The 25,928-nt window shown below is 33.0% G+C and carries 24 protein-coding genes; 2 read left to right on the forward strand and 22 right to left on the reverse strand.

Going from position 1 to position 25,928, the window contains the following annotated elements:
* The first annotated feature begins 49 nt into the window (after nucleotides 1-49).
* On the forward strand, nucleotides 50-1,162 hold the full coding sequence (locus tag FHR24_RS04075) for a DegT/DnrJ/EryC1/StrS family aminotransferase (RefSeq protein WP_167184229.1): 1,113 nt from the start codon (nucleotides 50-52) through the stop codon (nucleotides 1,160-1,162).
* Here the strand turns inward: FHR24_RS04075 and FHR24_RS04080 are convergent.
* From FHR24_RS04080 to FHR24_RS04185, 22 genes are all read right to left on the reverse strand, one after another.
* On the reverse strand, nucleotides 1,159-2,139 hold the full coding sequence (locus tag FHR24_RS04080) for a magnesium and cobalt transport protein CorA (protein WP_167184231.1): 981 nt from the start codon (nucleotides 2,137-2,139) through the stop codon (nucleotides 1,159-1,161). The two genes, FHR24_RS04075 and FHR24_RS04080, sit on opposite strands and share 4 nt — an antisense overlap.
* On the reverse strand, nucleotides 2,139-2,969 hold the full coding sequence (locus FHR24_RS04085) for a mechanosensitive ion channel family protein (RefSeq protein ID WP_167184233.1): 831 nt from the start codon (nucleotides 2,967-2,969) through the stop codon (nucleotides 2,139-2,141). Before FHR24_RS04085 ends, FHR24_RS04080 begins: the two co-directional genes overlap by 1 nt.
* Nucleotides 2,970-3,032: 63 nt before the next feature.
* Nucleotides 3,033-4,043, reverse strand: a complete 1,011-nt coding sequence (gene moaA, locus FHR24_RS04090) for a GTP 3',8-cyclase MoaA (RefSeq protein WP_167186914.1) — start codon at nucleotides 4,041-4,043, stop codon at nucleotides 3,033-3,035.
* Between the two features lie 52 nt (nucleotides 4,044-4,095).
* A complete protein-coding gene (gene moaCB, locus FHR24_RS04095) occupies nucleotides 4,096-5,004 on the reverse strand; it encodes a bifunctional molybdenum cofactor biosynthesis protein MoaC/MoaB (protein WP_167184235.1) in 909 nt (302 codons plus the stop codon).
* A gap of 27 nt (nucleotides 5,005-5,031) precedes the next feature.
* A complete protein-coding gene (locus FHR24_RS04100) occupies nucleotides 5,032-5,394 on the reverse strand; it encodes a four helix bundle protein (RefSeq protein WP_167184237.1) in 363 nt (120 codons plus the stop codon).
* Nucleotides 5,395-5,434: 40 nt separating this feature from the next.
* Nucleotides 5,435-5,869 carry a molybdenum cofactor biosynthesis protein MoaE gene (locus tag FHR24_RS04105; protein WP_167184240.1) on the reverse strand — a complete coding sequence of 145 codons (435 nt, stop codon included), beginning with the start codon at nucleotides 5,867-5,869 and terminating at the stop codon, nucleotides 5,435-5,437.
* 39 nt (nucleotides 5,870-5,908) lie between these two features.
* A complete protein-coding gene (locus FHR24_RS04110) occupies nucleotides 5,909-6,151 on the reverse strand; it encodes a MoaD/ThiS family protein (RefSeq protein WP_167184242.1) in 243 nt (80 codons plus the stop codon).
* Complete coding sequence (gene mobA, locus FHR24_RS04115) at nucleotides 6,145-6,714, reverse strand: molybdenum cofactor guanylyltransferase (RefSeq protein ID WP_167184245.1); 570 nt, start codon at nucleotides 6,712-6,714, stop codon at nucleotides 6,145-6,147. The genes FHR24_RS04110 and mobA overlap by 7 nt, the downstream gene beginning before the upstream one ends.
* Before the next feature lie 12 nt (nucleotides 6,715-6,726).
* Nucleotides 6,727-7,920 carry a molybdopterin molybdotransferase MoeA gene (locus FHR24_RS04120; protein ID WP_167184248.1) on the reverse strand — a complete coding sequence of 398 codons (1,194 nt, stop codon included), beginning with the start codon at nucleotides 7,918-7,920 and terminating at the stop codon, nucleotides 6,727-6,729.
* Between the two features lie 40 nt (nucleotides 7,921-7,960).
* Entirely contained in the window at nucleotides 7,961-9,397 is a 1,437-nt protein-coding gene (locus FHR24_RS04125) for a rubredoxin (RefSeq protein WP_167184251.1), read from the reverse strand.
* Nucleotides 9,398-9,401: 4 nt separating this feature from the next.
* On the reverse strand, nucleotides 9,402-12,932 hold the full coding sequence (locus FHR24_RS04130) for a nitrate reductase (RefSeq protein WP_167184254.1): 3,531 nt from the start codon (nucleotides 12,930-12,932) through the stop codon (nucleotides 9,402-9,404).
* A 141-nt stretch (nucleotides 12,933-13,073) separates the two neighbouring features.
* Nucleotides 13,074-13,787: a cytochrome c3 family protein gene (locus FHR24_RS04135; protein WP_167184257.1), complete on the reverse strand. Its 714-nt coding sequence runs from the start codon at nucleotides 13,785-13,787 to the stop codon at nucleotides 13,074-13,076.
* Nucleotides 13,788-13,789: 2 nt separating this feature from the next.
* The gene (locus FHR24_RS04140; protein WP_167184260.1) at nucleotides 13,790-14,815 is read right to left on the reverse strand and encodes a ferredoxin--NADP reductase; all 1,026 of its coding nucleotides are present in this window, start codon (nucleotides 14,813-14,815) and stop codon (nucleotides 13,790-13,792) included.
* A 17-nt stretch (nucleotides 14,816-14,832) separates the two neighbouring features.
* Nucleotides 14,833-15,312: a hypothetical protein gene (locus tag FHR24_RS04145; protein WP_167184263.1), complete on the reverse strand. Its 480-nt coding sequence runs from the start codon at nucleotides 15,310-15,312 to the stop codon at nucleotides 14,833-14,835.
* A gap of 8 nt (nucleotides 15,313-15,320) precedes the next feature.
* Nucleotides 15,321-16,139 carry a c-type heme family protein gene (locus FHR24_RS04150; protein WP_167184267.1) on the reverse strand — a complete coding sequence of 273 codons (819 nt, stop codon included), beginning with the start codon at nucleotides 16,137-16,139 and terminating at the stop codon, nucleotides 15,321-15,323.
* Nucleotides 16,140-16,162: 23 nt separating this feature from the next.
* Nucleotides 16,163-16,648 carry a globin family protein gene (locus tag FHR24_RS04155; RefSeq protein ID WP_208412282.1) on the reverse strand — a complete coding sequence of 162 codons (486 nt, stop codon included), beginning with the start codon at nucleotides 16,646-16,648 and terminating at the stop codon, nucleotides 16,163-16,165.
* 234 nt (nucleotides 16,649-16,882) lie between these two features.
* A complete protein-coding gene (locus tag FHR24_RS04160; RefSeq protein ID WP_167184269.1) occupies nucleotides 16,883-18,073 on the reverse strand; it encodes a hypothetical protein in 1,191 nt (396 codons plus the stop codon).
* Between the two features lie 80 nt (nucleotides 18,074-18,153).
* A complete protein-coding gene (locus FHR24_RS04165; protein WP_167184272.1) occupies nucleotides 18,154-18,966 on the reverse strand; it encodes an ABC transporter ATP-binding protein in 813 nt (270 codons plus the stop codon).
* A 12-nt stretch (nucleotides 18,967-18,978) separates the two neighbouring features.
* Entirely contained in the window at nucleotides 18,979-19,830 is an 852-nt protein-coding gene (locus FHR24_RS04170; RefSeq protein WP_208412283.1) for an ABC transporter ATP-binding protein, read from the reverse strand.
* 20 nt (nucleotides 19,831-19,850) lie between these two features.
* Entirely contained in the window at nucleotides 19,851-20,948 is a 1,098-nt protein-coding gene (locus FHR24_RS04175) for an ABC transporter permease (RefSeq protein WP_167184275.1), read from the reverse strand.
* A 101-nt stretch (nucleotides 20,949-21,049) separates the two neighbouring features.
* Nucleotides 21,050-22,423, reverse strand: coding sequence for a CmpA/NrtA family ABC transporter substrate-binding protein (locus tag FHR24_RS04180; RefSeq protein WP_167184278.1), 1,374 nt, complete (start codon nucleotides 22,421-22,423; stop codon nucleotides 21,050-21,052).
* Between the two features lie 166 nt (nucleotides 22,424-22,589).
* Nucleotides 22,590-23,303, reverse strand: a complete 714-nt coding sequence (locus tag FHR24_RS04185; RefSeq protein ID WP_167184281.1) for a Crp/Fnr family transcriptional regulator — start codon at nucleotides 23,301-23,303, stop codon at nucleotides 22,590-22,592.
* Nucleotides 23,304-23,407: 104 nt separating this feature from the next.
* Here FHR24_RS04185 and nirB point away from each other — a divergent pair, with 104 nt between their 5' ends.
* On the forward strand, nucleotides 23,408-25,921 hold the full coding sequence (nirB, locus tag FHR24_RS04190; RefSeq protein ID WP_167184284.1) for a nitrite reductase large subunit NirB: 2,514 nt from the start codon (nucleotides 23,408-23,410) through the stop codon (nucleotides 25,919-25,921).
* The last annotated feature ends 7 nt before the right edge of the window (nucleotides 25,922-25,928 follow it).

Below are 25,928 nucleotides of genomic sequence, written 5' to 3' on the forward strand. Positions count from 1 at the left end.
GTTTATTATCACATTTGCTTTTTTACTACCTTAGCTAAAAACCTAGTCGTTGAAAGAAAAAATATACCTATCTCCTCCAGATTTAAGAGGAAATGAGCAAAAATTAATACAAGACGTTATTACAAGTAATTGGATTGCTCCTTTGGGGCCTATGCTAGATTTGTTTGAAGAGAAATTGTTAGACTCTGTAAATTCTACTTATGCCGTAGCATTAAACTCTGCAACGTCTGCTATTCATTTAGGTTTGCAGGTTTTAGGAATTTCTAAAGGAGATAAGGTTTTGTGCCCCACATTTACATTTGTAGCTTCTGTAAACCCCATTACCTATTTAGGAGCTACTCCTGTTTTTGTAGATGCTGAGGTAGATACTTGGAATGTATGTCCTGTTTTGTTAGAAAAAGCCATTAAAGAGGAAATTAAAAAAGGAGATAAGCCTAAGGCAATGGTGTTGGTTCACGGTTATGGAACTCCTGCAAAATTAAAAGAAATTTTAGCTATTGTAAAAAAATATGACTTGTTGATTTTAGAAGATGCAGCTTCTGCTTTGGGAGCTACTTGTGATAAAAAAAGTGTGGGTACTTTTGGAGATGTTGGTGTGTATTCTTTTAATGGAAATAAAATTATAACTACGTCTGGTGGAGGGATGTTGGTGTCTAATAACAAAAAATATATAGACAAAGCAAAATATTTAGCGAGTCAAGCAAAAGAAAATACTCCAGATTATCAACATAATTTTATTGGATATAACTATAGATTGAGCAATGTTTTAGCAGCTATTGGTTTGGCTCAATTAGATGTGTTACCCAAATTTTTAGAAATTAGAAAACAGAATTACTTATATTATAAAGAAGCTTTAAAAGAAATAAGCATTACTTTTTTAGAACCTGAAAACAATACTGAAAGTAATTATTGGCTAACGTGTGTTTTGTTTGAATCTAATATTTTAAAAGAAAAAGTAAGACTTGCTTTGGAGGTTGAAAATATAGAGAGTAGATCTTTATGGAAACCCATGCATCAACAAACAATTTACAACACAGCTTCTTTTTACAGTAACGGAATTAGTGATGATTTGTTTAATAGAGGATTGTGTTTGCCTAGTGGTTCTTCTTTAACAGAAAAACAGTTAGATAGAGTCTGTCAAGTGATTTTAGCACAATTCTAAAACCACTTTTTCTTTTTAAATAAATAAATAGATACTAAGGTTACAATTAGCATAACACCTAACAAAATAAAATATCCGTATTCTGTGTCTAGTTCAGGAATGTTTTTAAAATTCATTCCATAAATACCTGCTAAAAAAGTTAGGGGAATAAAAATCACAGAAAAAATAGTCAAGGTTTTCATAACTTCATTTAGTCTGTGTCCTTGAATACTAAAAATCATATTGATTTTACTCTCTAACTCTTGTAAATCAAAATCTATGGTGTTGATTAAGTTATTGACCTGTGTGTTTAATTCGCTATAGAATTTTTTATTTACTTTTTGTTGTTCTGTTTTTTCTAGTTTGGTAATAATATCTCTTAAACTGTTTGCCGCTCTTTTAAAAGTAATAATAGTATTCTTTTCTTTTTCTACATTTTGCGTAAACTCAGGAGTTGGTTTTACATCACTGGTTTCATTTAATATAGTCATAGAATCAGAAATATCATCATAAGTGTCTTCATAATTGTCGATGATAGATTCTAAAATTAAAAATAATAAATAATCTGTTTTTTTAGATCTAACAATTCCTTTGTTTTCTCTGATTCGCTCTCTAATCCATTCAAAATAATCTCCTTTTTGCTCCTGAATACTCCATAAATAATGTGGAGTTAGGATAAAAAACATTTGTTCTGTATCAAAGTTTTCGGTTTCGGTTTTTAACACTTTAATAGCTACAAAAATAACATTGTCTAATTCTAAAACTTTGTTAGGATGTTTGTCATTGCTAATTAATTTTAACAAAAAATCATCTAAAGCTGTAGAAGAAATAATCTGTTTAAACTCTTTAGTATGGTAGGTTCCATAGGTGTTTAACCAAAAAATAGACTTGTCTTTACTGTTAAAGTGAATATCATCAATATTTGTGATAGGATCACAGTTGTAAATTTCTTTAGAGTAATTAATTAAAGAAGTGCTGTTTAAAAAAGTATTTCTCATTAGGCTTCTTTTATAACGTGAAGATCCAATTGGTTAAAAGGAACTGTAATGTTGTTTTCTTTAAATGCTTTGGCAATGTTTATTCTAATTTCGCTTTTTATTCTTTCGGCTGCAAATATATTTCTTGTATAAAATAACAGAGTAAAATCTAAAGAAGAAGCTCCAAAATCTGAAAAACGAACATCTGTCTCTTGCTCCTTTATAATTTCTGTATGTTGATTGGCACAGTCTTTTAAGGTTTTAATCACTAAGTCTATATCGGAGCCATAAGCTACTCCAACTTTTACTGTAAATAATGTTTTGGTTTCGTGATGACTCCAGTTGATTACTTTGTTTGTGGTAATTAAAGAGTTTGGAATAATTACAGAAATATCAAAACGATTGATGGCTTTAGAAGTTCTTAGTCCAATTTCTTGAATCCTAACAATATCTCCATCTACTTCTAAAATATCGCCAACTCTAGTAGTTCCTTCAAATAATAAAATTAATCCAGAAATAAAATCATTAAACGTTTGTTGCAACCCTAAACCAATACCTACTAATAGGGCTGCTGAACCTGCTAGAATTAATTTTACATCAATACTTAAACTTTCTAACATAAACACAATAGAGAGTGTCCAAAAAAAGTAGGCACTTATTTGCACCATTGCGTAGGTGTTAGAGTGGTTGTCGTTTAATGTGTTTCTTTTTTTTATAAGTTTAGAAACAACCCAAAGAATAATTTTGGTAAAGATAAAAATGAGAGCTACCAGTAAAAGATTGTAGATTTTTATAGTATGTTCTCCTATAGAGAGTAAATTAATATCTAAAAAATGACCAATTGAATTCATTTAAATTGTTTTTGATAAATGTATAAAAAAGGAATGTTAAAACAGAAAAGTAATTTAGATTATCTATCCGCCAATAGCAATCATACTACGGTTGTTTAGTCGTAGGTTGTCTGATGTGAATTTGTCTTGTGTATCCATTCCTCCACGTACTTTCTTTTTAGATTGTACGGCAATATTTATAGGTTTTTCTATACTGCCACCAGCTCTTAAGGTTTCTAATAAGTTAGTTTCGCCTCCAGAAAACAAACAGTTTTTAAGCATTCCGTTGGCGGTTAGTCTAATTCTATTACAGCTGTCACAAAACGGATTGGTAACGGTACTGATTACGGCAAAGCTACCCGTTGCTCCTTTTATTTGGTAGTTTTTAGAGGTGTCGTTTGGGGCATCTTGGAGTTTGATAATATGATCATTTCCAAAATGGTTTGTTGCCATTTGAGTAATTGTTTCTAAAGAAACTAATTTGTCTAAATTCCATTTGTTTCCATCAAAAGGCATAAACTCAATAAAACGTAAGTTTAAGTTGTTGTAACGAGTGTATTCAATAAAATCAATAATTTCATCATCATTGGTTTCCTTCATCAAAACACAATTCAGTTTTACTTTAAAAAAAGGATCATTGGTAAATAGTTGAATGTTGTTCATTACCTTTTCAAAATCTTTTCTTCTAGTGATAGAATTAAATTTAGTAGGATTTAAAGAATCAATACTAATGTTTATTTTTTGAAGATTACATTCCTTAAAAATGGCTATATATTTGTCAATTAAAACTCCGTTGGTTGTTATAGATAATTCTACAGGTAAGGTGGCTAATTTTTTTAAAACAATTTCAACATCTTTTCTAACCAAAGGCTCTCCACCTGTAATTCTTATTTTAGTTACTCCAAGATCTACAAACTTTTTAGCAACCGTATAAATTTCATCATAGGTCATAATATGACTTTTTGGAGATAATTGTATTCCTTGTGCAGGCATACAATAAGTACATCTAAAATTGCATCTTTCTGTAATAGAAATACGCAAGTAGGTGTGTTCTCTTTCAAACTTATCGACTAATATGTTGCTTTTTGTATTGATACGCTTTTTTATTTTTTGTTGATGAGCTTTATTGATTTAATCCCTATTGAAATTAATGTCTTTCTCCTTTTAATACTCCATAGATATGTAAAATAGCTGGAAAAATAGCTTCCATAGATTCTTCTGCTCCTTTGGTAGACCCTGGTAATGCAATCACCAATGTGTTGTTAATTACACCTGCTACACTTCTAGATAACATTGCATAGGGGGTTCTTTCTTGTCCGTAACTTCTAATGGCCTCTTCTATTCCTGGAATTCTTCTTTCTAGCAAAGGAAGTAACGCTTCTGGAGTCACATCTCTTTTAGACAACCCTGTTCCTCCGGTATATATAATCAAGTCAAAATCTTTTTGACTGTTGGTAATCGCTTTGTCTTGAATGATTTCTTTTTCATCAGGAATAATAGTGTATTCACCAATACTCACTTCGCATTCCTTTAGTTTTTTTATAATTGCTTTTCCAGCCTTGTCTTCTTTAGTCCCTGCAGAAATAGTATCAGAACACACAATAACAGAGGCTTTTAAACCAGCTCCGTTTTTTTTGTGAAATGTAGATTTGCCTCCTCTTTTTTCTAACAATTTAATGCTTCCTATTTCCACATTTTTGTCAATAGGTTTTAACATATCATACATGTTTAAAGCAATAACACTTGCTCCATGCATAGCTTCAACTTCAACCCCTGTTTTGTAAATAGTTTTAACCGTCATTAAAATGGTGATTTCCAAACCATTTATGTTGTATTCTACTCCTGTAAATTCAATAGGTAACGGATGGCAGTCAGGTAATAAATACGGAGTTTGTTTAATTCCCAACAATCCCGCAGCTCTACTCATTTCAAAAACATCTCCTTTAGGAACCGTTTTGTTGTTAAGGGCATCTATGGTTTCTTGTTTGCTAACTTTTACAATTGCTTGCGCTGTAGCGGTTCTAAGAGTATTGTTTTTGTGTGTAATGTCTACCATATTCTTTGTGTGTATTCGTGGAATGGTTTAGTTGTTTAGTTGAGTTTTACGTAATGCATTAATTTTATTAGAGATCATTTCTATAAGAGCTCTTATATTTTCATACTTCTGAATAGTGATATAATCTAATTCATACGCTATGATAATTTGATTTAAAACTTCAATTAAAGAACTATAGGCTATTGTGGAAAAATTAGCTTTGTCTTTGTTCGTTTTTCTTGAGCTTCCTTCTGCCAAATTAGATGATACTGAAATAGATGCTCTTCTTAGTTGAGATGATAATCCATAAGTTTCAGATTTAGGAAAATCGTTAGTGATCTTGTAAATCTCTTTGACCAATTCTTTAGAATCTTGCCAAACAATTAATTTTTCAAAGGAAAATTTATGCATATTTAACACCTAATCGATTAAACAAAAAACAAATAAACAACTAGTTGTTTACTTTCCACTGATGTGTCTCGTCTTCAAAAATTTCTTTGCCAAAAATAGGGCTTTCTGCTTTTATAACTTCTACTAAATGTTCCATAGCTTTAATTGCTTGTTTTCTTCTTGGTGACGATACAAAAACAAACAAACAAATTTCTCCTGCTTTTACGGCACCTAAACTGTGGTAAATGTGCATGCAGGTTAAATCGAATTTGTCAAAAGTAGCTTCTCTAATTTCGTCAAATTTAGTATTGGCCATTTCTTCATAAGCAGTGTATTCTATTGCAGTCACAGTTTTTCCATCAATTTCATCGGCTCTTACTTGTCCTAAAAAAATATCATGAGCACCAATGGTGGTTTTGGTTTGGTGTTTTGCTATTGAATTTGCAATAAAATCTGGAGTGATAGCTCCTTTTATAAATACATTTTTTTTCTTCATAATCCTTTAGCTAAATTTAAAGATGAGTCACAAATATAATCAACCTCCTGCAAATGGAGGTAAAAAAGCAAGTTCATCTCCGTTGTTTAAACGTTGTTTTTTGTCTGCAATTTTCTGATTTTGGGCAATGTTGTAGGTGCTGTTTTGTAACGTAGGATATTTAACCAAAACTATGTTTTCTAAATCTTGAATAGTAGTTGTGTCTGTAGAAATGTTAATGGTTTCTTGGGTGAGTTTGGTAGACTCTACCAACATTCCAAAATATTTAATAGTTACTAGCATATATTGTGTCTCTCTAAGTCTTTAGGTGTGTTTATATTTACAATTTTATCTTTAATATGATCAGGAGTTACAAGTGTTTTATCATCTAACTGTTTTATAACAAAACGTAACTTCTGAATTTTATTTTTTAAAGCTAGTTTAAAAATTCCTAAACATTTTCTATTGTATAGAGCTGTTAAAGGAGTTGTTCTAGAGTTGCAAATGTATTGAACAATATCGTATTTATTATTTCTGTGTTCTAGTAAAGGTTTAAAAACATCAATATCTACTTTGGGAGCATCGCAACTTATAATAAGGCTATAATCCGTTTTGCTTTCTTTTAGTCCTGTGTAAACCGCTGCAACAGGACCGTAGTCTTGTACGTTGTCCGAAATTCTTTTGACTCCGAATTGGTCGTAACTTTCTTGATTGCTAACAATAATAATTTCATCAACAATAGGTCTTAAGTTATTGATGATATGTTGAGTAAATGTTATGTCATTAAGTAATAAAGTTCCTTTATCGGTACCCATTCGTGAGCTTTTTCCTCCTGCTAGAATTATTCCTGTAATGTTTTTTTGCATAACAATTTAGTTTTAATCAATAATATATGTGGTCACAATTTGGTTTTTAGAAATGGTTCCTACACCTTCTTCTAAGTAAATTAAAGCGTTAGCATTGGCAAAAGTATTAAGCATGGCAGAACTTTGGCTTCCTAAAATTTCTACTTCTTTTCCTGTAACTTTTGCTTTTAAAAACTCTCCTCTAATTCCTTTTTTGATGTATTCGTTTTGTAGTGTTAAGCGTACTGTTTGTTTTTTGTAATTGGGGTTTCCTATAAACTTTTGCAAAGCAGTTTCTATATAAATATAATAACAAGTAAGTGCCGATGCAGGGTTGCCTGGTAATGCAAAAATGTTGGCGTTTCCGTTTGTTCCGTAAAATAAAGGCTTACCTGGTTTTTGTTTGATTTTATAAAAATGTTGTTGGGTGTTTAGTTCTAAAAGAGCTTTTCCAACAAAATCATAATCACCTACAGATATACCTCCAGAGATTAATACAAAATCACTTTGTAGAATGGCTTTTTGTAAACTGTCTTTGGTTGCGTTATAATTGTCTTTTACTTTTAAAATGGTAATGTTATCAATTCCTTTTTTTAACAAAGCAGCTTGTAGCATAATGGCATTGCTCTCATAAATTTGTCCAAATTCTAAGGAGGTTCCAGCCTCAGCTAATTCGTTTCCAGTTACTACAATGGTAAAAGTTGGCTTTTTGTAAATATCAACCGTTGTAATTCCCAAAGTGGCTAAAAATCCTATAGCTGCAGGGTTTAATTTTTCTCCTTTTCTAAGAGCTGTTTCGTTCTGTTTGATTTGTTCTCCTGTTAAACGAATGTTTTTGTTTGGAGTTAAAACATCATCAATTAGCAAAATATTATTTTTTACCGATGTGTTTTCTTGCATAATAACCGCATTGGCATTGGTTGGAGTAGGGGCTCCAGTAAAAATTCTTACCGCCTGACCAGCTTGTAAGGTTCTGTTATTGTTGTCTCCTGCTTTAATTTCATCTACCAAAATAAAATTATTCTGATGATTGTCATCATATAAAACCGCATAACCATCCATAGCAGATTGGTTAAACGGTGGCATGTTTATAGGAGAAAAAACATCTTTTGCTAAAAATAAATCTAAAGCATTTAAGAGCAATTTACGAGTAGGTGCACTCACATGTGTGTGTGTGTGTACCAGCTCAATTGCTTCTGTTATGCTTACCATATAATTATTGTCCATATACTCTAAAAATAAGAGACTAAAATTAGGGTTTATTCTTTTAAAGCATTGCTTCTATAAATTCTTTTTTAGGAGCCTCGCATAAACTACAAACATAGTCTGCAGGCAATTCGTTAAAAGAAGTTCCTGCTTTTATGTTCGCTTCTTCGTCTCCAATAGTTTCGTCATAAACTGTCATACAGTTTTTACATTGATGAATTTGATGTTTGGAAAGTCCTGTATCTTTGTTTTCTTTTGGTTTTGCTACATTTTCTGCACTTGTGTCTAGTTGATCAAAATACAATTGACTCAGTTTCATTAACAAACCAGGTAGTTCAATTTCTTCTACATTTTGTGCATACTGAATATATTCTCCTGTGTTAGGGTCAAAGTTTTTACAGTATAAAACATTGTAAGAATTAATGGTTTCAAACTCATTTGCTATTTTAGGTGATGGATTTTTTTCTATAATCATAGAAGTAAAATATCTAGGAGATTCACTTCTTTCATGATAGCCAATGGTTAATCCATAAGTACTAATATCATTCTGATCAAAAGATTTTACAATAAAACGTTTTAATTTTAAGGCTTCTGAATCGTTTACAGGTAAATGCCAGTTTAATTCTAAAGAGGAGTGACGAACGTTAATACCTCTTTGACCTAAAAACTTTTCTAGCATAAATTTGTATTCCTTTTCAATCCCTTTTACAATAAAAGATTTCCAAGGAGTAATACAAATTCTACTAATTTTATAATCCATACAAAAATCACAAAATTCTTCTAAAAATTGAATGTCGTATTTGTTGTTTCTCCAATACAGTCCTAGCCAATATTGATTAATCCCCATCTTATTCATTCCTTCATAATAAGGGAACGGTCTAAAAGGAATAGACAAAGGTTCTGAAATTACTTTGTTGTTAGAGTCTACCAATTCGTTTACACGGTTGTATAAATCTTGAATGTTATCAAAGTTTTGATATTCTTCTTCTACCGCTTTTGCTACTTTAGAAATGTTCCATGTGTAGACTAAAACAGGGTAAGATGTGTGTTTGTCCCAGCCAGGTAAATTTAAGTTTAAATACCAGTAATCTTCATTTTTAGAAGCAATAAAATTTAATTGTCCGTTGTAAATAGGAACTAAATTTTGTTGTGGATCTACAATGTTTATTTTTAAAGAAGGATTGTATTTAAATTCTTCGTGTAAATACAAATAAGTAGTGGCACTTAACCAAGATGTTTGTGGAAATACATCAGCACAAACATAAGAGGAGACAATGTTTTGAAACTTAAGACTCTCTTCTATATCTTGTTTAAACTGTGGGAAATAGGTTTTTAATAAATGTTCTTGATTTTGCTGAACAGGTAGTAAAATATCTTGCCTAGATCCAAAACTAATAGTTTTTAAGTTGAGTGCTTTTGCTAACTGAATTACTTGTTTTAATTCGTTAGGTGATATAACTCCTCCTTTTATAAATATTCTTTTTAATGTTTCTACCATCTTGTTAAGCATTAATAGTCATTAATTCCTCTTTTAAAATATCTCTAACTTCGGGTTTACAACTTCCGCAACCCAAACCAGCACCTGTGGTTTTACAAAGCTCAGCAAAGTCTGTACAACCACCTGCAATTTTTTGTTTTAAGTTTCCATCTCCAACTTGACTACAAGAACAAACTAATTTTCCTATAACGGGTTCTCCGCCACCGCTACCACGTAATAATTCGTCACGTTTGTCAGACAGTTCTACTCGATCTTCTATCAAAGCTTTAAACTCTGCAAATTCTTTTTTATCTCCCATTAAAACGGCACCTACCAAAATATCGTCTTTTACCACACATTTTTTATAATAGCGTTTGCGTTCATCGGTTAAAATAATTTGTTCGTAAGATTTGTCTCCTTTAGGAACTTCTATGTTACCAATGCTACACAGGTCTAGGTTTTCAAATTTTAGGATATTCATCAATACAGAACCATCATAAACACTTCCTAAATCTCCTAAAATAAATTTAGCAGCAATATCTGCTTGTTGTTCTGCGGCAGAGGTAATTCCAAAAAGCCATCCGTTGTATTGTGCAATTTCTCCTAAAGCAAAAATAGCAGGATCACTAGATTGTAAATGTTGATTAACTTCTACACCTCTACCACAATTTAATTTAATAGCTCTACCTAATTCAACATTCGGAATGGTACCAATAGCATATACAATTGCATTGGTTTTTATTATTTTTCCTGTTTTTAAACGAACTTCTAATTCGGTTTCTTTTTCAGTTTCAAAAACAGTATCTACTTCGTTATTGTAATGAACTTGGATTCCTCTTTCGGCAACATCTTGCCCTAATAATCTACTAGATATTAAATCTAATTGACGTTCCATTAGTCTGTTGGCACGTTGTATAATACTGGACTGAATGTTAATTTTAGAAAGCGATGCAGCTAGTTCTAATCCTAACAGACCTCCACCTACAATAGTTACGTGTTGTTCTTTTTCTGGCAATCCTGTTTTTGCCAAATGAGATTTTAAATCGTCAGCATCTTTTTTGGTACGCATGGTAAAAGCACCAGGCATGTCTAGTCTAAAATCTTTAGGAACAAAAGCTCTACTTCCTGTAGCCATAATTAAAATATCATAAGCGTGTGTTTTTCCGTTGCTATCTACAATGGTTTTTGCTTCTCTATTTATTTTGGTAATGCTACAGTTTGCGTGAAGCGAAACTTTTAATTTTTCTAATTCACCTTGTTTTATTTTTTGTAATTGTTCCCAAGTCATTTCTTCGTTAATGTATTCGGGTAACATTACTCTGTTGTAAAATGGATAGGGTTCTAAAGAGAATACATCCAATTCATCTTCTGTATTGTGTTCTCTGTAGGTTTGTATAAATCTATACGATGCAGAACCAGCACCAATTAAACATATTTTTTGTTTTTCTTTTTTAAACTTTGTTACTTGTGCAACAGCGTGTTTAAAATCGGGTTCGCTAGATATAGGATCAATTAATTCATTGGTTAAATTATTGGCTCTACCAAAATCATTGTCAGATATTTTACCAAAATGCATTGGCATAAAAATAGCTCCTTTTCTAATATCTTTATTAATAACAGCTTTTACTCTAGTAGTTCCTCTGTTATTTTTAACAACCACAATGGTTCCCTCTTCTATATTTCTTTCTTTTGCATCGTCTGGATGTATTTCTACATAAGGACCATCAATATGGGTTAGCAAACGTTTTACTTTTCCTGTTTTGGTACGTGTGTGCCATTGGTCACGAATTCTACCAGTATTTAAAATTAACGGAAACTCTTCTGTGGGTTGTTCCGATTGATTGTAAATGTGTTGAGGAACATTAAAGTTTGCTTTTCCATCTGGAGTATAAAACTTTTTATCTGTAAATAATCGTGAAGTTCCTTGGCTGTCTTCGTTTGGAAATGGCCATTGTACCGTTCCTAATTCTTTTAATTTTTGATAAGATAAACCAGAAATATCAATATTAGTTCCTTTGGTCATCCTACAGTATTCCTGATAAACTTCTTCGGTGTTATTATAATCAAAACCTCTGTAGTTCATCGCTTGTGCAAATCTCCATAAAATTTCAGCATCTGGTAAAGCTTCTGCTGGAGGTTCAATTCCTTTTTCTAGGTAAGAAATTCTACGTTCGGAATTAGACATGGTTCCCTCTTTTTCTAACCAACCCGCAGCGGGTAATAACAAATCGGCAAATTTGGTAGTTTCTGCGTTGTGAGAAATATCTTGAACTACTACAAATTTAGCTTTTTTTAGAGCTCTTTCTATTTTGTTAGAATTGGGTAAACTTACCACAGGGTTGGTGCAAATAATCCAAATAGCTTTTAAATCTCCTTTGTCTAAGGCATCAAACATTTTGGTAGCTGTGTAACCCGGTTTTGGGTTGATGGGATTGCTTCCCCAAAAATCTGAAACTTCTTTTCTGTGTTCTGGATTGTTTAAGTCTTTGTGTACAGCTAACAAGTTTGCCATTCCTCCAACTTCACGACCTCCCATTGCATTAGGTTGTCCTGTTAAAGAAAAAGGTCCAGAACCAGGTTTACCAATTTGTCCGGTTACCAAAGAAATATTTAATAACGATACATTTTTATCTACTCCAATAATACTTTGGTTTAGTCCCATAGTCCACATGCTTATCAATCCTTTGGAATTTCCTATGTATTTGGCAGCTAATTTAATTTCATCAGCAGGAATATCACAAATTTTAGCAGCTTCTTCTAAAGAGGTTTCAAAGACTTGTTTTTTTACATCTTCAAAATTATTGGTGTGATTTAAAATAAAATCCAAATCAATTTTATCTGTTTCAATCAATTCACGAACAATGGCATTGTTTAAAATAACATCGGTTCCTTGTTGAATTTGCAAATGTAAATCTGCAATAGCAGCAGTTTGTGTTTTACGTGGGTCTACCACAATAAACTTAGTATCTGGATTGGCTTCTTTATGAGCTTCTAATCTTCTGTATAAAATTGGGTGGCACCAAGCAGGATTTGCTCCTGTAATTAAAAAAGTATCGGCCAATTCAATATCAGCATAGGCAATAGGAACAGAATCTTCACCTAGTGCTTTTTTATATCCCACTACTGCAGAACTCATACATAACCTAGAGTTGGTATCTATATTGTTGGTTCCTATAAAACCTTTGGTTAGTTTGTTAACTAAGTAGTATTCTTCGGTTAAACATTGTCCAGATACGTAAAAACCAACACTGTCTGGTCCGTGTTTTTTAATAATGGATTTAAAAACCGCAGCAGCTCTTTCAAAAGCGGTATCCCAAGAAACTCTTTTTAATGGATGATTTTTACTCCATTTCATTTCAGGATATAAAATACGATCGGTAGTGTCTTGTGCAACATAATGGAGATTCATCCCTTTAGAACAAAGCATTCCTTTGTTTACAGGATGTTCTGTGTCTCCTGTAACTTTTAAAGTTCCGTTATTATCTTTATTAACTATAATTCCACAACCGACTCCACAGTAAGAACAAGTTGTTTTGTATGATTTATTTGCAGACATTGGTTTCTGGTTTAGAAGCTACTAGTCGCAAAGATATAAAAAATACGTATATATTAAGTATATATACGTAGTTTTATCCGTAAATCTTATCAATAAGTTTTTAAAGAATAATAATGGGAGGTTTCTGATTTTTAAAAGGCTTTATTTTTTAAGATATTTTTTGATCCATTCTTGTTCTGATAGAGCTTTAAATTTTTTGATTCCTTTGTAAGGATCGTCTCCTCCTTTAAAGTAAGCCTTAATTTTTTTCAGGGGAATAGTATCTTTCATTAAAAGAGCAGCTTCTGCTTGATGATTTCCGTGAAAATCATGACATTGTAAGCAGGTTGTCCATAGCCCTTTTTTGAACAATTCTGAATGAGGAACGTCTATAGGGTCGTCTTTAATTTTGGTATCGCTGTGGCAGTTTATACAATAGTTGCCTTGTGTTAAACTAACTCTAATTCCGTTGTGTTCGTTATGGCACGTAGCACAATTAGTAGCATCAATTTTTTGAATGGCTTTTAGGTGTTTAGGTTCTAAAAAACGATGTGTAGGATGTCTGTCATTATCTCTATCGTGACAAGAAAGACATTTTTTGGTGTTTACAGGAAGAGATCCAAATTCTACCATTTTTTTTCGTAATCCAAGTGCGTGTTCAGAATTGGATTGAATTTGTTGTAGCCAATTTCCTCTAGCATCTGCATGACAGGTGTTGCAAGAAAATCCTTCATGACCAGTATTCATAGGGCCAATGCTTAGGTATTCTTCTGCGGGTTTTACAAATAGCAAGCATAAAATAGCAGTAATAGCTATTGTAGTACCAATTAGTATTCCAAAAAATTGTCTTTTTCTAAGCGGATTAATTTCAAACATAATTAGGCGATTTTAATCGTTACATTTTCGCTATTAGGATACGTAATACAGGTTAAAACCTCTCCATCGTTTACTTGTTCATCACTAAGTAGATGGCCTTTACTCATAATAGTTTCTCCATCTATACAATTGCCTTTGCAGGTACTACACATTCCTGATCTACAAGAATAGGGAAGAGGTATGTTTTTAGACATGGCTTGTTGTAGTATGGTTTTGTTACCGGGTACTTCTAGTTGATACGTTTCTTTGTTGTAGTGAATGGTTACGTTACTAACCAAGTTTTTTCTATCTATTTTAATGGTAGGAGCTTTAAAAGCCTCTAGCATTATTTGTTTTCTTTCAACACCTTTATTTTTTAGGATCTGAACGGTGTTGTCCATAAAACCTGTTGGGCCACACATCATGTATTTGTGATTGCTAAAAGTTAGGTTGTATTTGTTAAAAATGATTTCTAGAATTTCTTGTGTTAAAAAACCGGTATGATGTTTAGGGTCTAGATTCTCGCTAAGAATATGCTCTACATATAGTTGATTAGCGTTTTCTTGTTCTAATTTTTTTAACTCATTGTAAAAAATAATATTCTCCTTGTCGTGATTCGCATAAATCAAAAGTATTTTAGATTTAGGCTCTTTGGCTATTACGGATTTTAGAATTGAATACACAGGAGTGATACCGCTACCAGCTCCAAAAAGGATATATTGTGTACTGTTTTCTTTATTAGGGGTAATGTTAAAAGTTCCCATCGCAATATCTACCTTTACTTTGTCTCCAACTTTTAATACATTATTTATGTAGTTAGAAACGTAGCCGCTCTTTACTTTTTTTACTGTAATTTTTAGGTCTTTGTCTGTGTCTGGGCTACTGCTAAAAGAATAGGCTCTTTTTACGGTGTCTTTTCCTATTTTAAAATCTAACATGATGAATTGACCAGGTAAATATTTAATCTTTCTAAAAAAATTACCATTTTTAAAACACACAGTTACTGCTTCTGGAGTTTCTTTAATTATATGTGTTACTTTTAATATCATTGTTGTAGTTCCTGCGGTTATTTGTAGTAAAATACAGTTCCTATATGAAGAAATAGAATTACTGTAATAAGCATAGATAGGCTTACATGTGCTATCATCCATCCTTTAAAAATCCACTCTTTATGAGATTTTATCACATCAAGGTTAATGGTGCCAAGTAGCATATTTGCAAAAAAGACATAGCTTAATAGAGCTAGGTATCCGTATCCGTAACTTGTTGCGTGTATGTAGAATAGTATAGGACTAAAAGCTCCTATCCATTTGTGAATTTTGGTGAATGTTACAGCGTGTTTTTTTAGTTTGGTAATAATTCTAGTAAACGTTAAAAACCATTGAAAGGCTATAAATAACGCTATAGCAAACCCACTCCATCTTTTAAATAATTCTTGAGATTGGAGATTTTCTAAAAAAGGTATTTTTAAGCCAAGTATATCCTGTAGAATGTAGCTACAGAATAATACTAGACTTATAAAAGTTATAGCTTTTTGATTTTTCAAGATGTTTCTTATTTCATTAATGAAGACATGGTAATGTAGGCAGATAGTTTTCTTACACTATCAATAAATACTTCTGGTGCAGGTAGGTATTTACCATTTGATGGCCATTTTTTTCCAACTTCTGGTTTCTCACTTTCTTTAAAGTTCTTAATTTCCTCTAAGTAATCGTTGTAAACAGCAGTAGTACCATCTCTATAAGCTTTTAAAACACTCATTGCTTCGGTGTAGCTTAGTGAATCTGCCGGATATTGCCAAGTGGTTGTTCCCATAACATCTCCTAATTTCCAGTCGGTTTTAGTCGTTTTTGGGTGTTTGTTATGGCAGCTTACACAGGCTGGTGCTCCTGCAACATCTGCAAACATAGCGGTGTATAGTTTTGTGTCTTCGTCAAAAAAATGTTTAGGTTTTCTGTTTTCCTTAATATCTTTATATAAATCGGCTTGTTTACCTTCTAATTGGTTAGATGCGTTAATAGGGAAATCAGAACTTAAATAAAGTCCTAAAGGAACATCTCCTTTGCGAATGTCGTTAGCAATACCTCTTAAAAATAAAGCGGGTAATGGACCTGCTTCTACTTTTTCATCTTGCCAATCTTCGTCAAATTTAAAACCTTGTTTTTTACCACCTCCTACAATTGCTTTGGTGTAAAGAGTTCTTGTTATGTCGTTTTCATGGGCTACCATCGTTAAAACATCCGCTACAGAAAAAGATTTTTTTTCAGAGTTGGTTGATGATGTTTCCTCGGGTACACCTCCACAGGAAATAAGGATTAAAGACAGTGTTATAAAAGAGAATAATTTTTTTAAAAGGAATATAAAGGTTTTCATGTTGATTATTTTTAGGGTTAAGTTTAATAAGCTGCTTCTATCATTACAGATGCCATTAGTCCGTAAACATCGGTCCAAGCTTGTTTAACTTCTGGGGTAAAATCATCTCCCAAACCAACGGCTAAAGTACCAATTAATGCGGCTCCAACAGTGTCATAATGTGATTTTTCAACACGATAAGCAATGTGTCTTTTTCCTAAGTCTTGTAATACAGGAATTAAGGCTTCAATGTTAGAGAGTCCTGCAACTGCGGCAGAAAGCATTGTCATTAATTTGTTTCCTTGTTCTTTCATTTTGTCTTTGTCAGCAGCGGGAAACATAGGTTTAAGTTTAGGGTCTAATTCAAACAATTTTGAATAAAAAATATCTGCTGCTGTGGCTGCAATCGGTTTTACGGCTTCAAAAGAAACTTGAACCAATTCTATGGTTTTTGCGGGGATAATTTCTTCTTTTTCAGCTACGGTTTCTGTCTTCTTTTTGCCAAATAATTTGGATAAAAATGAGCTCATAATTTTAGGGTTTTAGTTTGTTGATTTTTCTTTTTTAAAAATAAGATGAAACTTTCGTTTAAAGACTGTTAATCAGTTGTGTATCTGTTGTTTTATGATGGCTTTGTAAATGTGTTTTGTCAGTTTAAAAAATGATCAAAACTCTTGTGTTTACAGGTCTTTACGAAAAAAGCCCGAACAAAATGCTCGGGCTTTTAACACTGAATAATTAAGGCTTAAGGATTCCTTAATTTTTTATAAAAATTTTGGTTTAATTACTAACATAAGCCAAGCCCAGTTTTGAGAGTCTTTTGCTCCTGAAACTGCATCTGGTTCAAAAAATTGAGAATAACCTCCTACTAGAGAATATCCTTTAAATTTTTTGGCAACAACTAAATCTAATTCTGTTCCTAAATTGTCTTTTCCTAGGGATTCTTCAGAAAAGTGGTGTCCTTTTACTTTTACAGCATATCCTTTAATATTTGTAGCAATTCCTAAGTTTAAATCTACCAATCCACCAGCGTTTGCATGGTTTCCTACGTAAAATCTATCCATCAAGCCATTAAATGCGTGGTTGGTTCCGTACAAAGGAAAGAATGCAGCGGAATCATCTTTTTTTCCCGAGATAAATTCGGCTCCAGCGCTAATACTTGTTTTTTCGGTGGCTTTAATACTTGCATCTAAACTAGCTAAGTAAGCTCCTTTAACATCTAAATCTCCAATTCTTTTACCATCCTGAATATAAGCGTTAGCTTTTAAGGTAACAATGTCAATTTTATAATCAGCGTGTAAACCAGCTGTTAATAATGTTGATTTGTTTTCTGTAGCGGCTTGGTATGTGTTTGCTAAAATTAACGCGCTTATGTTAAAGTTGTTGTATTTTTTGTTAGCGTGAACAAAGGCCATTTCTCTATATGAAAATAAAGAAGCGGTATCGTAAATAGAACTGTCAGGAGTGTTTAAAGCACCACCAATATTTAAAGAGTATCCTTCTTTGTTGTATTTAAAAACACCTGCATCGTGAGTTCTTGCTTGTTGTGCCCAACCAAGTCCTCCTAAAATTCTTTGATCATCATAAGATAAAGGTTGGCGACCAATTTTAAAAGTTGAGGTTTCGCTTAATTTAATGTCTGCCCAAGCTTCTTGTACTCTAAAGTTTCCGTTTCCAGTTGCTGATATTTGAGGACGATCTCCAAACTTGAATACTTCTTGAATCCCTAAGTAGGTTGTGTAACTTTCTGTTTTGTAAGTTGCGTTTAAAGCTGCTCTAACACTTGTAGAAACATAACCATCTGTTCCTGTTGCTGCTGTTTTAGATTGTCCGTGACCAAACCATTCTGAACGGGGTCTAAATTCTCCTTCTAAAGAAAAGCTTGGGGTTTCTTGTGCGTTTGCAATTGCTGTAAATGCAAAAGTAGCAGCTAATAATGATTTAGTTAATTTCATAATTATAAATATTTAAGTTATTTGTTTTGTTGCTAATATTAAGGTTGTTGATTTTTAATTCAAATGATTTACATCATGTTTTAGTGTTCTAAAAAGTCAATCAAATGTTTTCTGTATTTATAGTAATCATCATGTTCTAAGATTGCTTTACGTGTTCTAGGTCTTTCAAATTCAATAGGTAAAACATCTCCAATTTTTGCTCTGGGTCCACTCGTCATCATTACGACTCTGTCTGCTAAGAAAATAGCTTCATCCACATCGTGAGTAATCATAACGGCTGTAATTTTTTCTTTGTTCCAAACATCAATCAATACATCTTGTAATTGACCTCTGGTTAAAGAATCTAACATTCCAAAAGGTTCGTCTAATAATAGTACTTTAGGTTTAATAGCAAAAGCCCTTGCAATACCTACACGCTGTTGTTCTCCTTGGGAAATATCTGAAGCTCTTTTGTGAAAAGAACTTTCCATTCCTACTTTGTGTAGATAGTATTTACAGATGTCTTCCTTTTGCTTTTTACTAGCATGAGGATATACTTTTTTTACACCTAGCATTACGTTTTCCATTGTGGTTAACCATGGCATTAAGCTTGGTGCTTGAAAAATAACACCTCTATCAGGTCCTGGTCCTTTTATGCTAGTTCCTAGTACGGAAATTTTTCCACCAGAAATTTCATTCAAACCAGCCATCATAGAAAGCATGGTTGTTTTTCCGCAACCAGAGTGACCAATAATGGTGATGAATTCTTCTTTTTTAATTTGAAGGTTTAGGTTTTCTAAAACCACATAATCACCTTTGGGTGTTGGGTATACTTTTTTTAAGTCTATTAAATCTAGCATTACTTCGTTAGAAGGAAAGCGTTCTATTTTAGGGTTGTTGGTAATAAGAGTCATAGTTACAGTTTTTTAATTAGCATCCCATCTAAAGTCTTTTGGCTGAATTTCTGGCAACTCATAAGTTGCTGTGCTTTCTGCTGCTTGGGCATCACCTAAATTCATTAAATATTCAATAATCTGATTACGAGTTTTTTTGTATTCAGGATCATCGTTTAATGCTGTTTTATTTCTGGGTCTTTCTATGTTTACTTTAAATTCTGGTCCTAAAGTAGCTTTAGGTCCTGGCTTTAATGGAATAATTCTATCAGCCATGTAAAGTGCTTCGTCAACATCGTTGGTAATTAATAAAGCCGTGCGCTTGTTTCTTTCCCAAATTTTAAGAATTTCATCTTGTAAATTTCCACGAGTTAAAGCATCTAGCGCTCCAAGAGGTTCGTCCATAATAATCATTTCAGGATCCATGGCCAATGCTCTGGCTACAGAAACACGTTGTCTCATTCCTCCGGAAAGTTCTTTAGGTCTTTTGTTGGTAGCGTGTGTTAGTCCTACCATTTCTATATATTCTTTTACTCTAACGTCTTTTTCTTTTTTAGAAGCTTTTGGAAATGCTTCTTGGATTGCCATATCTATATTTTGATAAACCGTTAGCCAAGGTAGTAGTGAGTAGTTTTGAAAAATAACTCCACGTTCGTGACTTGTGTCTTCTACAGTGTTTCCTTTAAAAATAACTTTACCTTCTGTTGGTTTTAACAGACCATTAATTAGGTTGACTAAGGTTGTTTTTCCACTTCCTGAAAAGCCAACAATAGCTACAAACTCTCCTTCTTCAATAGTTAGGTTGATATTGTCAAGAATCTCTCCTTTGTCTTCCTTTGCAGGATTGTAGGTTTTATAGATGTTTTTTAGTTCTAATATTGCCATAATATTGTGTTTAAGGATTCTTAAATTGTTTCTTTTTCGAATGAAATCAAGTTTTGAATAAATAACATGATTCTATCTAGAGCGAAACCAATCATACCAATAATAAACATGGCTACAATAATTTTTGAGTTAGAATCCATGGCTCCATTTTGAAACTCTTCCCAGACAAATGATCCTAATCCTGGTGATTGTGCTAATAGTTCTATAGCAATTAATACCATCCAGGCTACAGATAAAGTAATACGTAATCCTGTAAAAATTAAAGGTAAAGATGCAGGTAGTATCACTTTAAATATTTTTTGCATTGGTCTTAGTCTTAATATTTTTGCTACGTTTATATAATCTGTGTTAACAGAGGCAACTCCCATTGCTGTGTTTACTAATGTTGCCCACATAGAACAAAGTCCTACAGAAATAAATGAGATGATAAACGCGCTATCTCCTTCTGAGTTTTTAGTCAATGTTTTTACAATCATAAAAACTAATAACAGCCATACAACGGGAGATACAGGTTTAAGAATTTGAATAACCCAGTTAATAGAACCTCTTAAGGTGGAACTCAGTCCAATTACAATTCCAATAGGAACAGCAATAAATAAAGCCAATAAAAAACCTGCAAATACAGTTTTTAAACTTGTTTTGATTTGATCTACAAATGAAGGTCTACCTGTGTAGGTAATAATTGATTTTCCTTGTTTTACACGTTTTTTATTCAATTCAAAAGTCTTTTCTTTAAAAGCTTTTTTATCAGCAGCAATTGTTTTGTGGTCTTTTAAAAGTGTTAAATAAGAAGCGTACACCTGAGCAGGTGAGGGTAGTGTGTTTGGCTGACAGCTAGGGTCTCCAGACTCCATACATTCTTTTACTTTTTGAGCTTCTGCTTCTCCTTGACTTTTTAACGTTGCTTCAATCTTATAATCAGCTTCTATATTGTACAAAGCTGTTGATCCTAATTGCCAAAGTCCTACAAAAATGAAAACGGATGCTATAGGAGCAACTATTTTTCTAAATACTTCTTTGATGTTTTTTTTAGGTTCTTCTTTGTTGATTAAACGTATTAATGGTTCTAAAAAACCAAGTCCAATAAACTTAATTACTCTGATGATTGAATCTTTCATGATGTATTGTGTTTTCCTTAATGTGCTCTTAAATATTCAGTAGTTTTAAAATAAGGAGCGCTAAGAGTTAGTGCTCCTTATTTTGTAATCTTTTAAGTAGATTAGTCTTTGTTACCAATTTTAAATGAATTGATGTATCCTATTGGATCTTTACCATCATATTTGTTACCATCAATAAAATCTGTAGTTGCAGGTTTGTAACCGTCTGTTGCAGGAATGTCCGTTGCAGGTATTTTACCTTCTGTAACTAAAATATCTGCTGCTTTTTTCCAGATATCAGGTCTGTAAATTTTAGCGGCTGTTTCAGCATACCATTCAGCTGATTTAGTTTCAGGAATTTGTCCCCATCTTCTCATTTGAGTTAAGAACCAAACTGCATCAGAATAAAATGGATAAGTTGCGTTGTAACGGTAGAATACGTTAAAATCAGGCATTTCACGTTTGTCACCTTTTTCAAATTCAAACGTACCAGTCATAGAGTTTGCAAGTACTGTTTCATCTGCTCCAACATATTGTGGCATAGATAATATTTTTACTGCTTCGGTTCTGTTTCCTGGAGCATCTAGCCATTGTCCTGCTCTAATTAATGCTTTGGTTACAGCAACAGTGGTGTTTGGATATTTTTCTGTAAATTCTTTCGTCATTACAAATACTTTTTCTGGATTGTTTTTCCAAATATCGTAGTTGGTAGTAACTGGTACACCAATTCCTTTAGCAACTGCTTGTTGGTTCCAAGGTTCACCTACACAATATCCATAAATAGTTCCTGCTTCTAATGTAGCTGGCATTTGTGGTGGAGGAGTTACAGATAACAATACTTCAGCATCAATTTGACCTTGAATATTGTCTGCAGAATACATACCGGGTTTAATTCCGGCAGCAGCTAACCAATATCTAATTTCGTAGTTGTGTGTAGATACAGGAAAAACCATTCCCATTTTAAAAGGCTTACCTTCGTTTTTGTATTGGGTAATAACCGGTTTTAATGCATCAGCACTGATAGGGTGAATTGGTTTTCCGTTTTCGTCCTTTTTAACGTGTGGTTTCATTCCTTCCCATACTTTGTTAGATACGGTAATTCCGTTTCCGTTTAAGTCCATAGAAAAAGCCGTTACTAATTCTGCCTGACGACCGAACCCTGCTCCTGCGGCAATAGGTTGTCCTGCTAACATGTGAGATCCGTCTAATTGACCATCAATAACTCTGTCTAAAATATTTTTCCAGTTAGATTGTGCTTCTACAGAAACAAATAAACCTTCGTCTTCAAAAAAACCTTTCTCTTTTGCAATTGCTAAAGGAGCCATATCGGTTAGTTTGATGAATCCAAATGTTAATTGTGGTTTTTCAATTTCTAAACTAGTAACAGCAGGTGTGGTTGTTTCTACTGTTTTAGTTTCTTTTTTCTTTCCTCCACAAGATGCTAACATAATAGCAGCTGCAAACAGTGTAGAAGCTTTTAAAAATGTAATTTTCATATTAAGTGATTTTAGTTAATTACGTATTGATACTTACTTTTAGCAAAGATATGTACGTAGTTTAATTACGTAGTTGTTGAATAGACACGTTAATATGAGTTTTTAGGCATAAAAAAAACTGCCTATAGGCAGTTTTTTGTTGATTGTATTGAGGGTTACGTAGTTTTTAACTATCTAAGAAGAAGTTGTGTTCAGAGATTTCCTTCTTTAGTTTACTGATATTTAATATTTTAATTATTTTTGATTTCGTGTATATTAAATTTTCTTTCTTAAGGGCAGATAGAATACGTATTACTTGTTCGTCTGTTGTACCTGCGTAATCTGCTAGTTCTTTTCTAGATAGTTCTAATCCTAAAGTACCGTCTTCAGAGTTTCCAAACTTTCTATATATGTATAATAGCATGTCTATAACTTTTTCCCTTACCGTCATCTGAGACATTGTCTTTACTTTGGTTTCACTACGGTTAAGTTCTTCGGCATAAAAATGCATAAAATCAAAAGTTACTTTTGGTTCTGCTAAAAGTATTTCTTTTAGTAGAGCTGTAGAAAAGTTACATAGTATAGTGTCTTCAATAGCTGTGGCTCCTATCTTGTAGGTTTCTCCCATTCCAAAACCTCTATGGCCAATAACCTCACTGTCTTTAGATAGTCTTAGTATTTGTTCTTTTCCGTTGTAACCTGTTTTTATCACTTTTACTTTTCCGCTGTATATAAAATAGAGTCCGTTTACAGGAGCACCTTCCATAATAAACTGTCTAGATTTTTTACACTGTATAGTGTGTTTCTGATTGGTGATATCGGAATTTAGGTTGTTTATATGTACTAAGTTTTTTTTAATTAAGCACTTTTCGTTTGTGCATTCTGAACAGCTGTAATTCATGTTTCTACGTATTTAAAGAACAAATATACTTATTAATTTTGTTAATCTAAGTATTACTACGTATATTTGCCATGTAGTACAAAGTAAAACAAACTTATTTATATATGAAAACAATTTTAGTAATAGGTAACGGAATGGTAGGTTATAAGTTTTGTGAAAAGCTTATGGCTAAGAGTGAAAGTGATAATTATAAAGTAATTGTCTTTGGTGAAGAGCCAAGGCCTGCTTATGATAGAGTTCACTTAAGTGAGTATTTTGCAGATCAGAATGCGGAGCGTTTGAGTATGGCTCCTAGATCTTGGTACGAGGAAAATAATATTGAATTAATTACGAATGAACGTGTAACTGATGTTCATAGAGCAAGTAAAACAATTACAACTATTAATGATAAGGAGTATATTTATGATTACTTAGTGTTAGCAACAGGGTCTTCAGCTTTTGTTCCTCCTATTCCAGGAGTAGAAAAAGAGGGGGTGTTTGTATATAGAACCATTGAGGATTTAGATGCTACCATGGCTTATGTGGCAAAAATTAAAAGTCAAAAACCAGATGGTAAGGCTGCTATTTTAGGAGGTGGGTTGTTAGGGTTAGAAGCTGGTAAGGCTATTATAGATATGGGACTTGAAACTTCTGTAGTGGAGTTTGCTCCTAGATTAATGCCGAGGCAGTTGGATAATGAAGCTAGTCAGGTTTTACAAAATAAATTAGAAGCTTTAGGGATTGATATTCTTTTAAATAAAGGAACTCAAAATATAGAAGGAGATAAGGCAATTACAGGGATGAAGTTTTCTGAAAACGAAACATTGCCTGTTGATATGTTGTTGGTTTCGGCAGGAATTCGTCCTAGAGATGAATTGGCTAAAACTTGTGGGTTGGAAGTGGGAACTCGTGGGGGGATTTTGGTAACAAATAACATGAAAACTTCTGATGATAGTATTTATGCTATTGGAGAATGTGCTTTGTTAAACCAGATGATATATGGTTTGGTAGCTCCTGGGTACGATATGGCAGGTGTTGCGGTTGATAATATATTAGGAGATGAAGCGTTAATGCCAAGTGCAATAGATATGTCTACCAAATTAAAATTAAGTGGTATTGATGTTGCTAGTTTTGGTGATGCTTTAAACGAAGCGAAAGAAAGCGAATCTATTGTTTATGAAAATAAATTTCAAGGGATTTATAAAAAGATAAATGTTTCTAAAGATGGTAAAAAATTACTAGGAGGGATTTTAGTTGGTGATGCAAGTGATTATAATATGTTGCACCAAATTTTCTTAAACGGAATGGCTATTCCAGAAAATCCTGAAGATTTAATTTTAGGAGCTAGAGGTGGAGAAGAAGCTAGTTTTGGTTCTGCTCTAGATTTACCAGATTCTGCAGTGGTTTGTTCTTGTGAAGCTGTTACAAAAGGGCAAATTTGTTGCTCTGTTACAGAAGATGGTAATGAAGATCTTGCAAGTGTTGTTGCTGCTACCAAAGCAACTACAGGTTGTGGTGGGTGTAAGCCAATGGTAACAGATTTAGTTACAGAGACATTAAAGTCTATGGGGAAGGTTGTAAAAGATGTTATTTGTGATCACTTTCAATATTCTAGACAAGAATTGTATTCTATTCTAAAAGTAAAAAAGGTTACTTCTTTTGATGAGGCTTTAGATGCTTGTGGAGAAGGAAAAGGATGTGAGCTTTGTCAGCCAGCTGTTTCTTCTATTTTAGCAAGTTTATACAATCATACTCCAAATAAAGAAGACGTTTCTCAAGACTCCAATGATAAGTTCTTAGCAAATATTCAAAGAAATGGAACCTATTCAGTTGTGCCAAGAATTGCTGGAGGAGAAGTTACACCAGAACAATTAATTGTTTTAGGTCAAATAGGAAAAAAATATAATTTATATACTAAGATTACAGGAGGGGCAAGAATCGATTTCTTTGGTGCTGAACTAAATGATTTACCTGCAATTTGGACAGAGTTAATTGCAGAAGGTTTTGAATCGGGGCATGCTTATGGTAAATCTTTACGTACTGTTAAGTCTTGTGTAGGGTCTACATGGTGTCGTTATGGTATGGATGAGTCTATTACTTTCGCTATTGAGTTAGAAAACAGATACAAAGGATTGCGCTCGCCTCATAAAATTAAAGGTGGTGTTTCTGGTTGTATTCGTGAATGTGCAGAGGCTAGAGGAAAGGATTTTGGAATTATTGCTGTAGAAGGAGGTTGGAACTTATATGTGTGTGGTAATGGTGGAGCTACGCCTAGGCATGCTGAGTTATTAGCTGAGCAAATAGATAACGAAACTGTAGTAAAATACTTAGATAGATTCTTAATTTATTATATAGAAACAGCAGCACCATTAATGCGTACTGCGGCTTGGTTAGATAAACTAGAAGGGGGTATTGAACAACTTAAAAAAGTTGTTGTAGAAGATAGCCTAGGGATTAATGCTGAGTTGGAGGCTCAAATGGATTTATTGGTAGATGCTTATGAATGTGAGTGGAAACAAGTAGTGGAAAGTGATACAATGAAAGATCGTTTCTCTCACTTTGTAAACTCAGACGATAGAGATGATAACATAGCATTTGTGCCAATGAGAGATCAAAAAATGCCAGAACTTTGGAAGTAATTTCTTT

This window comes from Wenyingzhuangia heitensis (assembly GCF_011762155.1).
In the GTDB taxonomy this organism is placed as follows: domain Bacteria; phylum Bacteroidota; class Bacteroidia; order Flavobacteriales; family Flavobacteriaceae; genus Wenyingzhuangia; species Wenyingzhuangia heitensis.

Excerpts from the sequence above, each read along its gene's own strand:
- FHR24_RS04080 (WP_167184231.1), bottom strand. The coding sequence starts at position 2,139 with ATGAGAAATACTTTTTTAAACAGCACTTCTTTAATTAATTACTCTAAA.
- FHR24_RS04085 (WP_167184233.1), bottom strand. The coding sequence starts at position 2,969 with ATGAATTCAATTGGTCATTTTTTAGATATTAATTTACTCTCTATAGGA.
- moaCB (WP_167184235.1), bottom strand. The coding sequence starts at position 5,004 with ATGGTAGACATTACACACAAAAACAATACTCTTAGAACCGCTACAGCG.
- FHR24_RS04100 (WP_167184237.1), bottom strand. The coding sequence starts at position 5,394 with ATGCATAAATTTTCCTTTGAAAAATTAATTGTTTGGCAAGATTCTAAA.
- FHR24_RS04105 (WP_167184240.1), bottom strand. The coding sequence starts at position 5,869 with ATGAAGAAAAAAAATGTATTTATAAAAGGAGCTATCACTCCAGATTTT.
- FHR24_RS04110 (WP_167184242.1), bottom strand. The coding sequence starts at position 6,151 with ATGCTAGTAACTATTAAATATTTTGGAATGTTGGTAGAGTCTACCAAA.
- mobA (WP_167184245.1), bottom strand. The coding sequence starts at position 6,714 with ATGCAAAAAAACATTACAGGAATAATTCTAGCAGGAGGAAAAAGCTCA.
- FHR24_RS04120 (WP_167184248.1), bottom strand. The coding sequence starts at position 7,920 with ATGGACAATAATTATATGGTAAGCATAACAGAAGCAATTGAGCTGGTA.
- FHR24_RS04125 (WP_167184251.1), bottom strand. The coding sequence starts at position 9,397 with ATGGTAGAAACATTAAAAAGAATATTTATAAAAGGAGGAGTTATATCA.
- FHR24_RS04130 (WP_167184254.1), bottom strand. The coding sequence starts at position 12,932 with ATGTCTGCAAATAAATCATACAAAACAACTTGTTCTTACTGTGGAGTC.
- FHR24_RS04135 (WP_167184257.1), bottom strand. The coding sequence starts at position 13,787 with ATGTTTGAAATTAATCCGCTTAGAAAAAGACAATTTTTTGGAATACTA.
- FHR24_RS04140 (WP_167184260.1), bottom strand. The coding sequence starts at position 14,815 with ATGATATTAAAAGTAACACATATAATTAAAGAAACTCCAGAAGCAGTA.
- FHR24_RS04150 (WP_167184267.1), bottom strand. The coding sequence starts at position 16,139 with ATGAAAACCTTTATATTCCTTTTAAAAAAATTATTCTCTTTTATAACA.
- FHR24_RS04155 (WP_208412282.1), bottom strand. The coding sequence starts at position 16,648 with ATGAGCTCATTTTTATCCAAATTATTTGGCAAAAAGAAGACAGAAACC.
- FHR24_RS04160 (WP_167184269.1), bottom strand. The coding sequence starts at position 18,073 with ATGAAATTAACTAAATCATTATTAGCTGCTACTTTTGCATTTACAGCA.
- FHR24_RS04165 (WP_167184272.1), bottom strand. The coding sequence starts at position 18,966 with ATGACTCTTATTACCAACAACCCTAAAATAGAACGCTTTCCTTCTAAC.
- FHR24_RS04170 (WP_208412283.1), bottom strand. The coding sequence starts at position 19,830 with ATGGCAATATTAGAACTAAAAAACATCTATAAAACCTACAATCCTGCA.
- FHR24_RS04175 (WP_167184275.1), bottom strand. The coding sequence starts at position 20,948 with ATGAAAGATTCAATCATCAGAGTAATTAAGTTTATTGGACTTGGTTTT.
- FHR24_RS04180 (WP_167184278.1), bottom strand. The coding sequence starts at position 22,423 with ATGAAAATTACATTTTTAAAAGCTTCTACACTGTTTGCAGCTGCTATT.
- FHR24_RS04185 (WP_167184281.1), bottom strand. The coding sequence starts at position 23,303 with ATGAATTACAGCTGTTCAGAATGCACAAACGAAAAGTGCTTAATTAAA.
- nirB (WP_167184284.1), top strand. The coding sequence starts at position 23,408 with ATGAAAACAATTTTAGTAATAGGTAACGGAATGGTAGGTTATAAGTTT.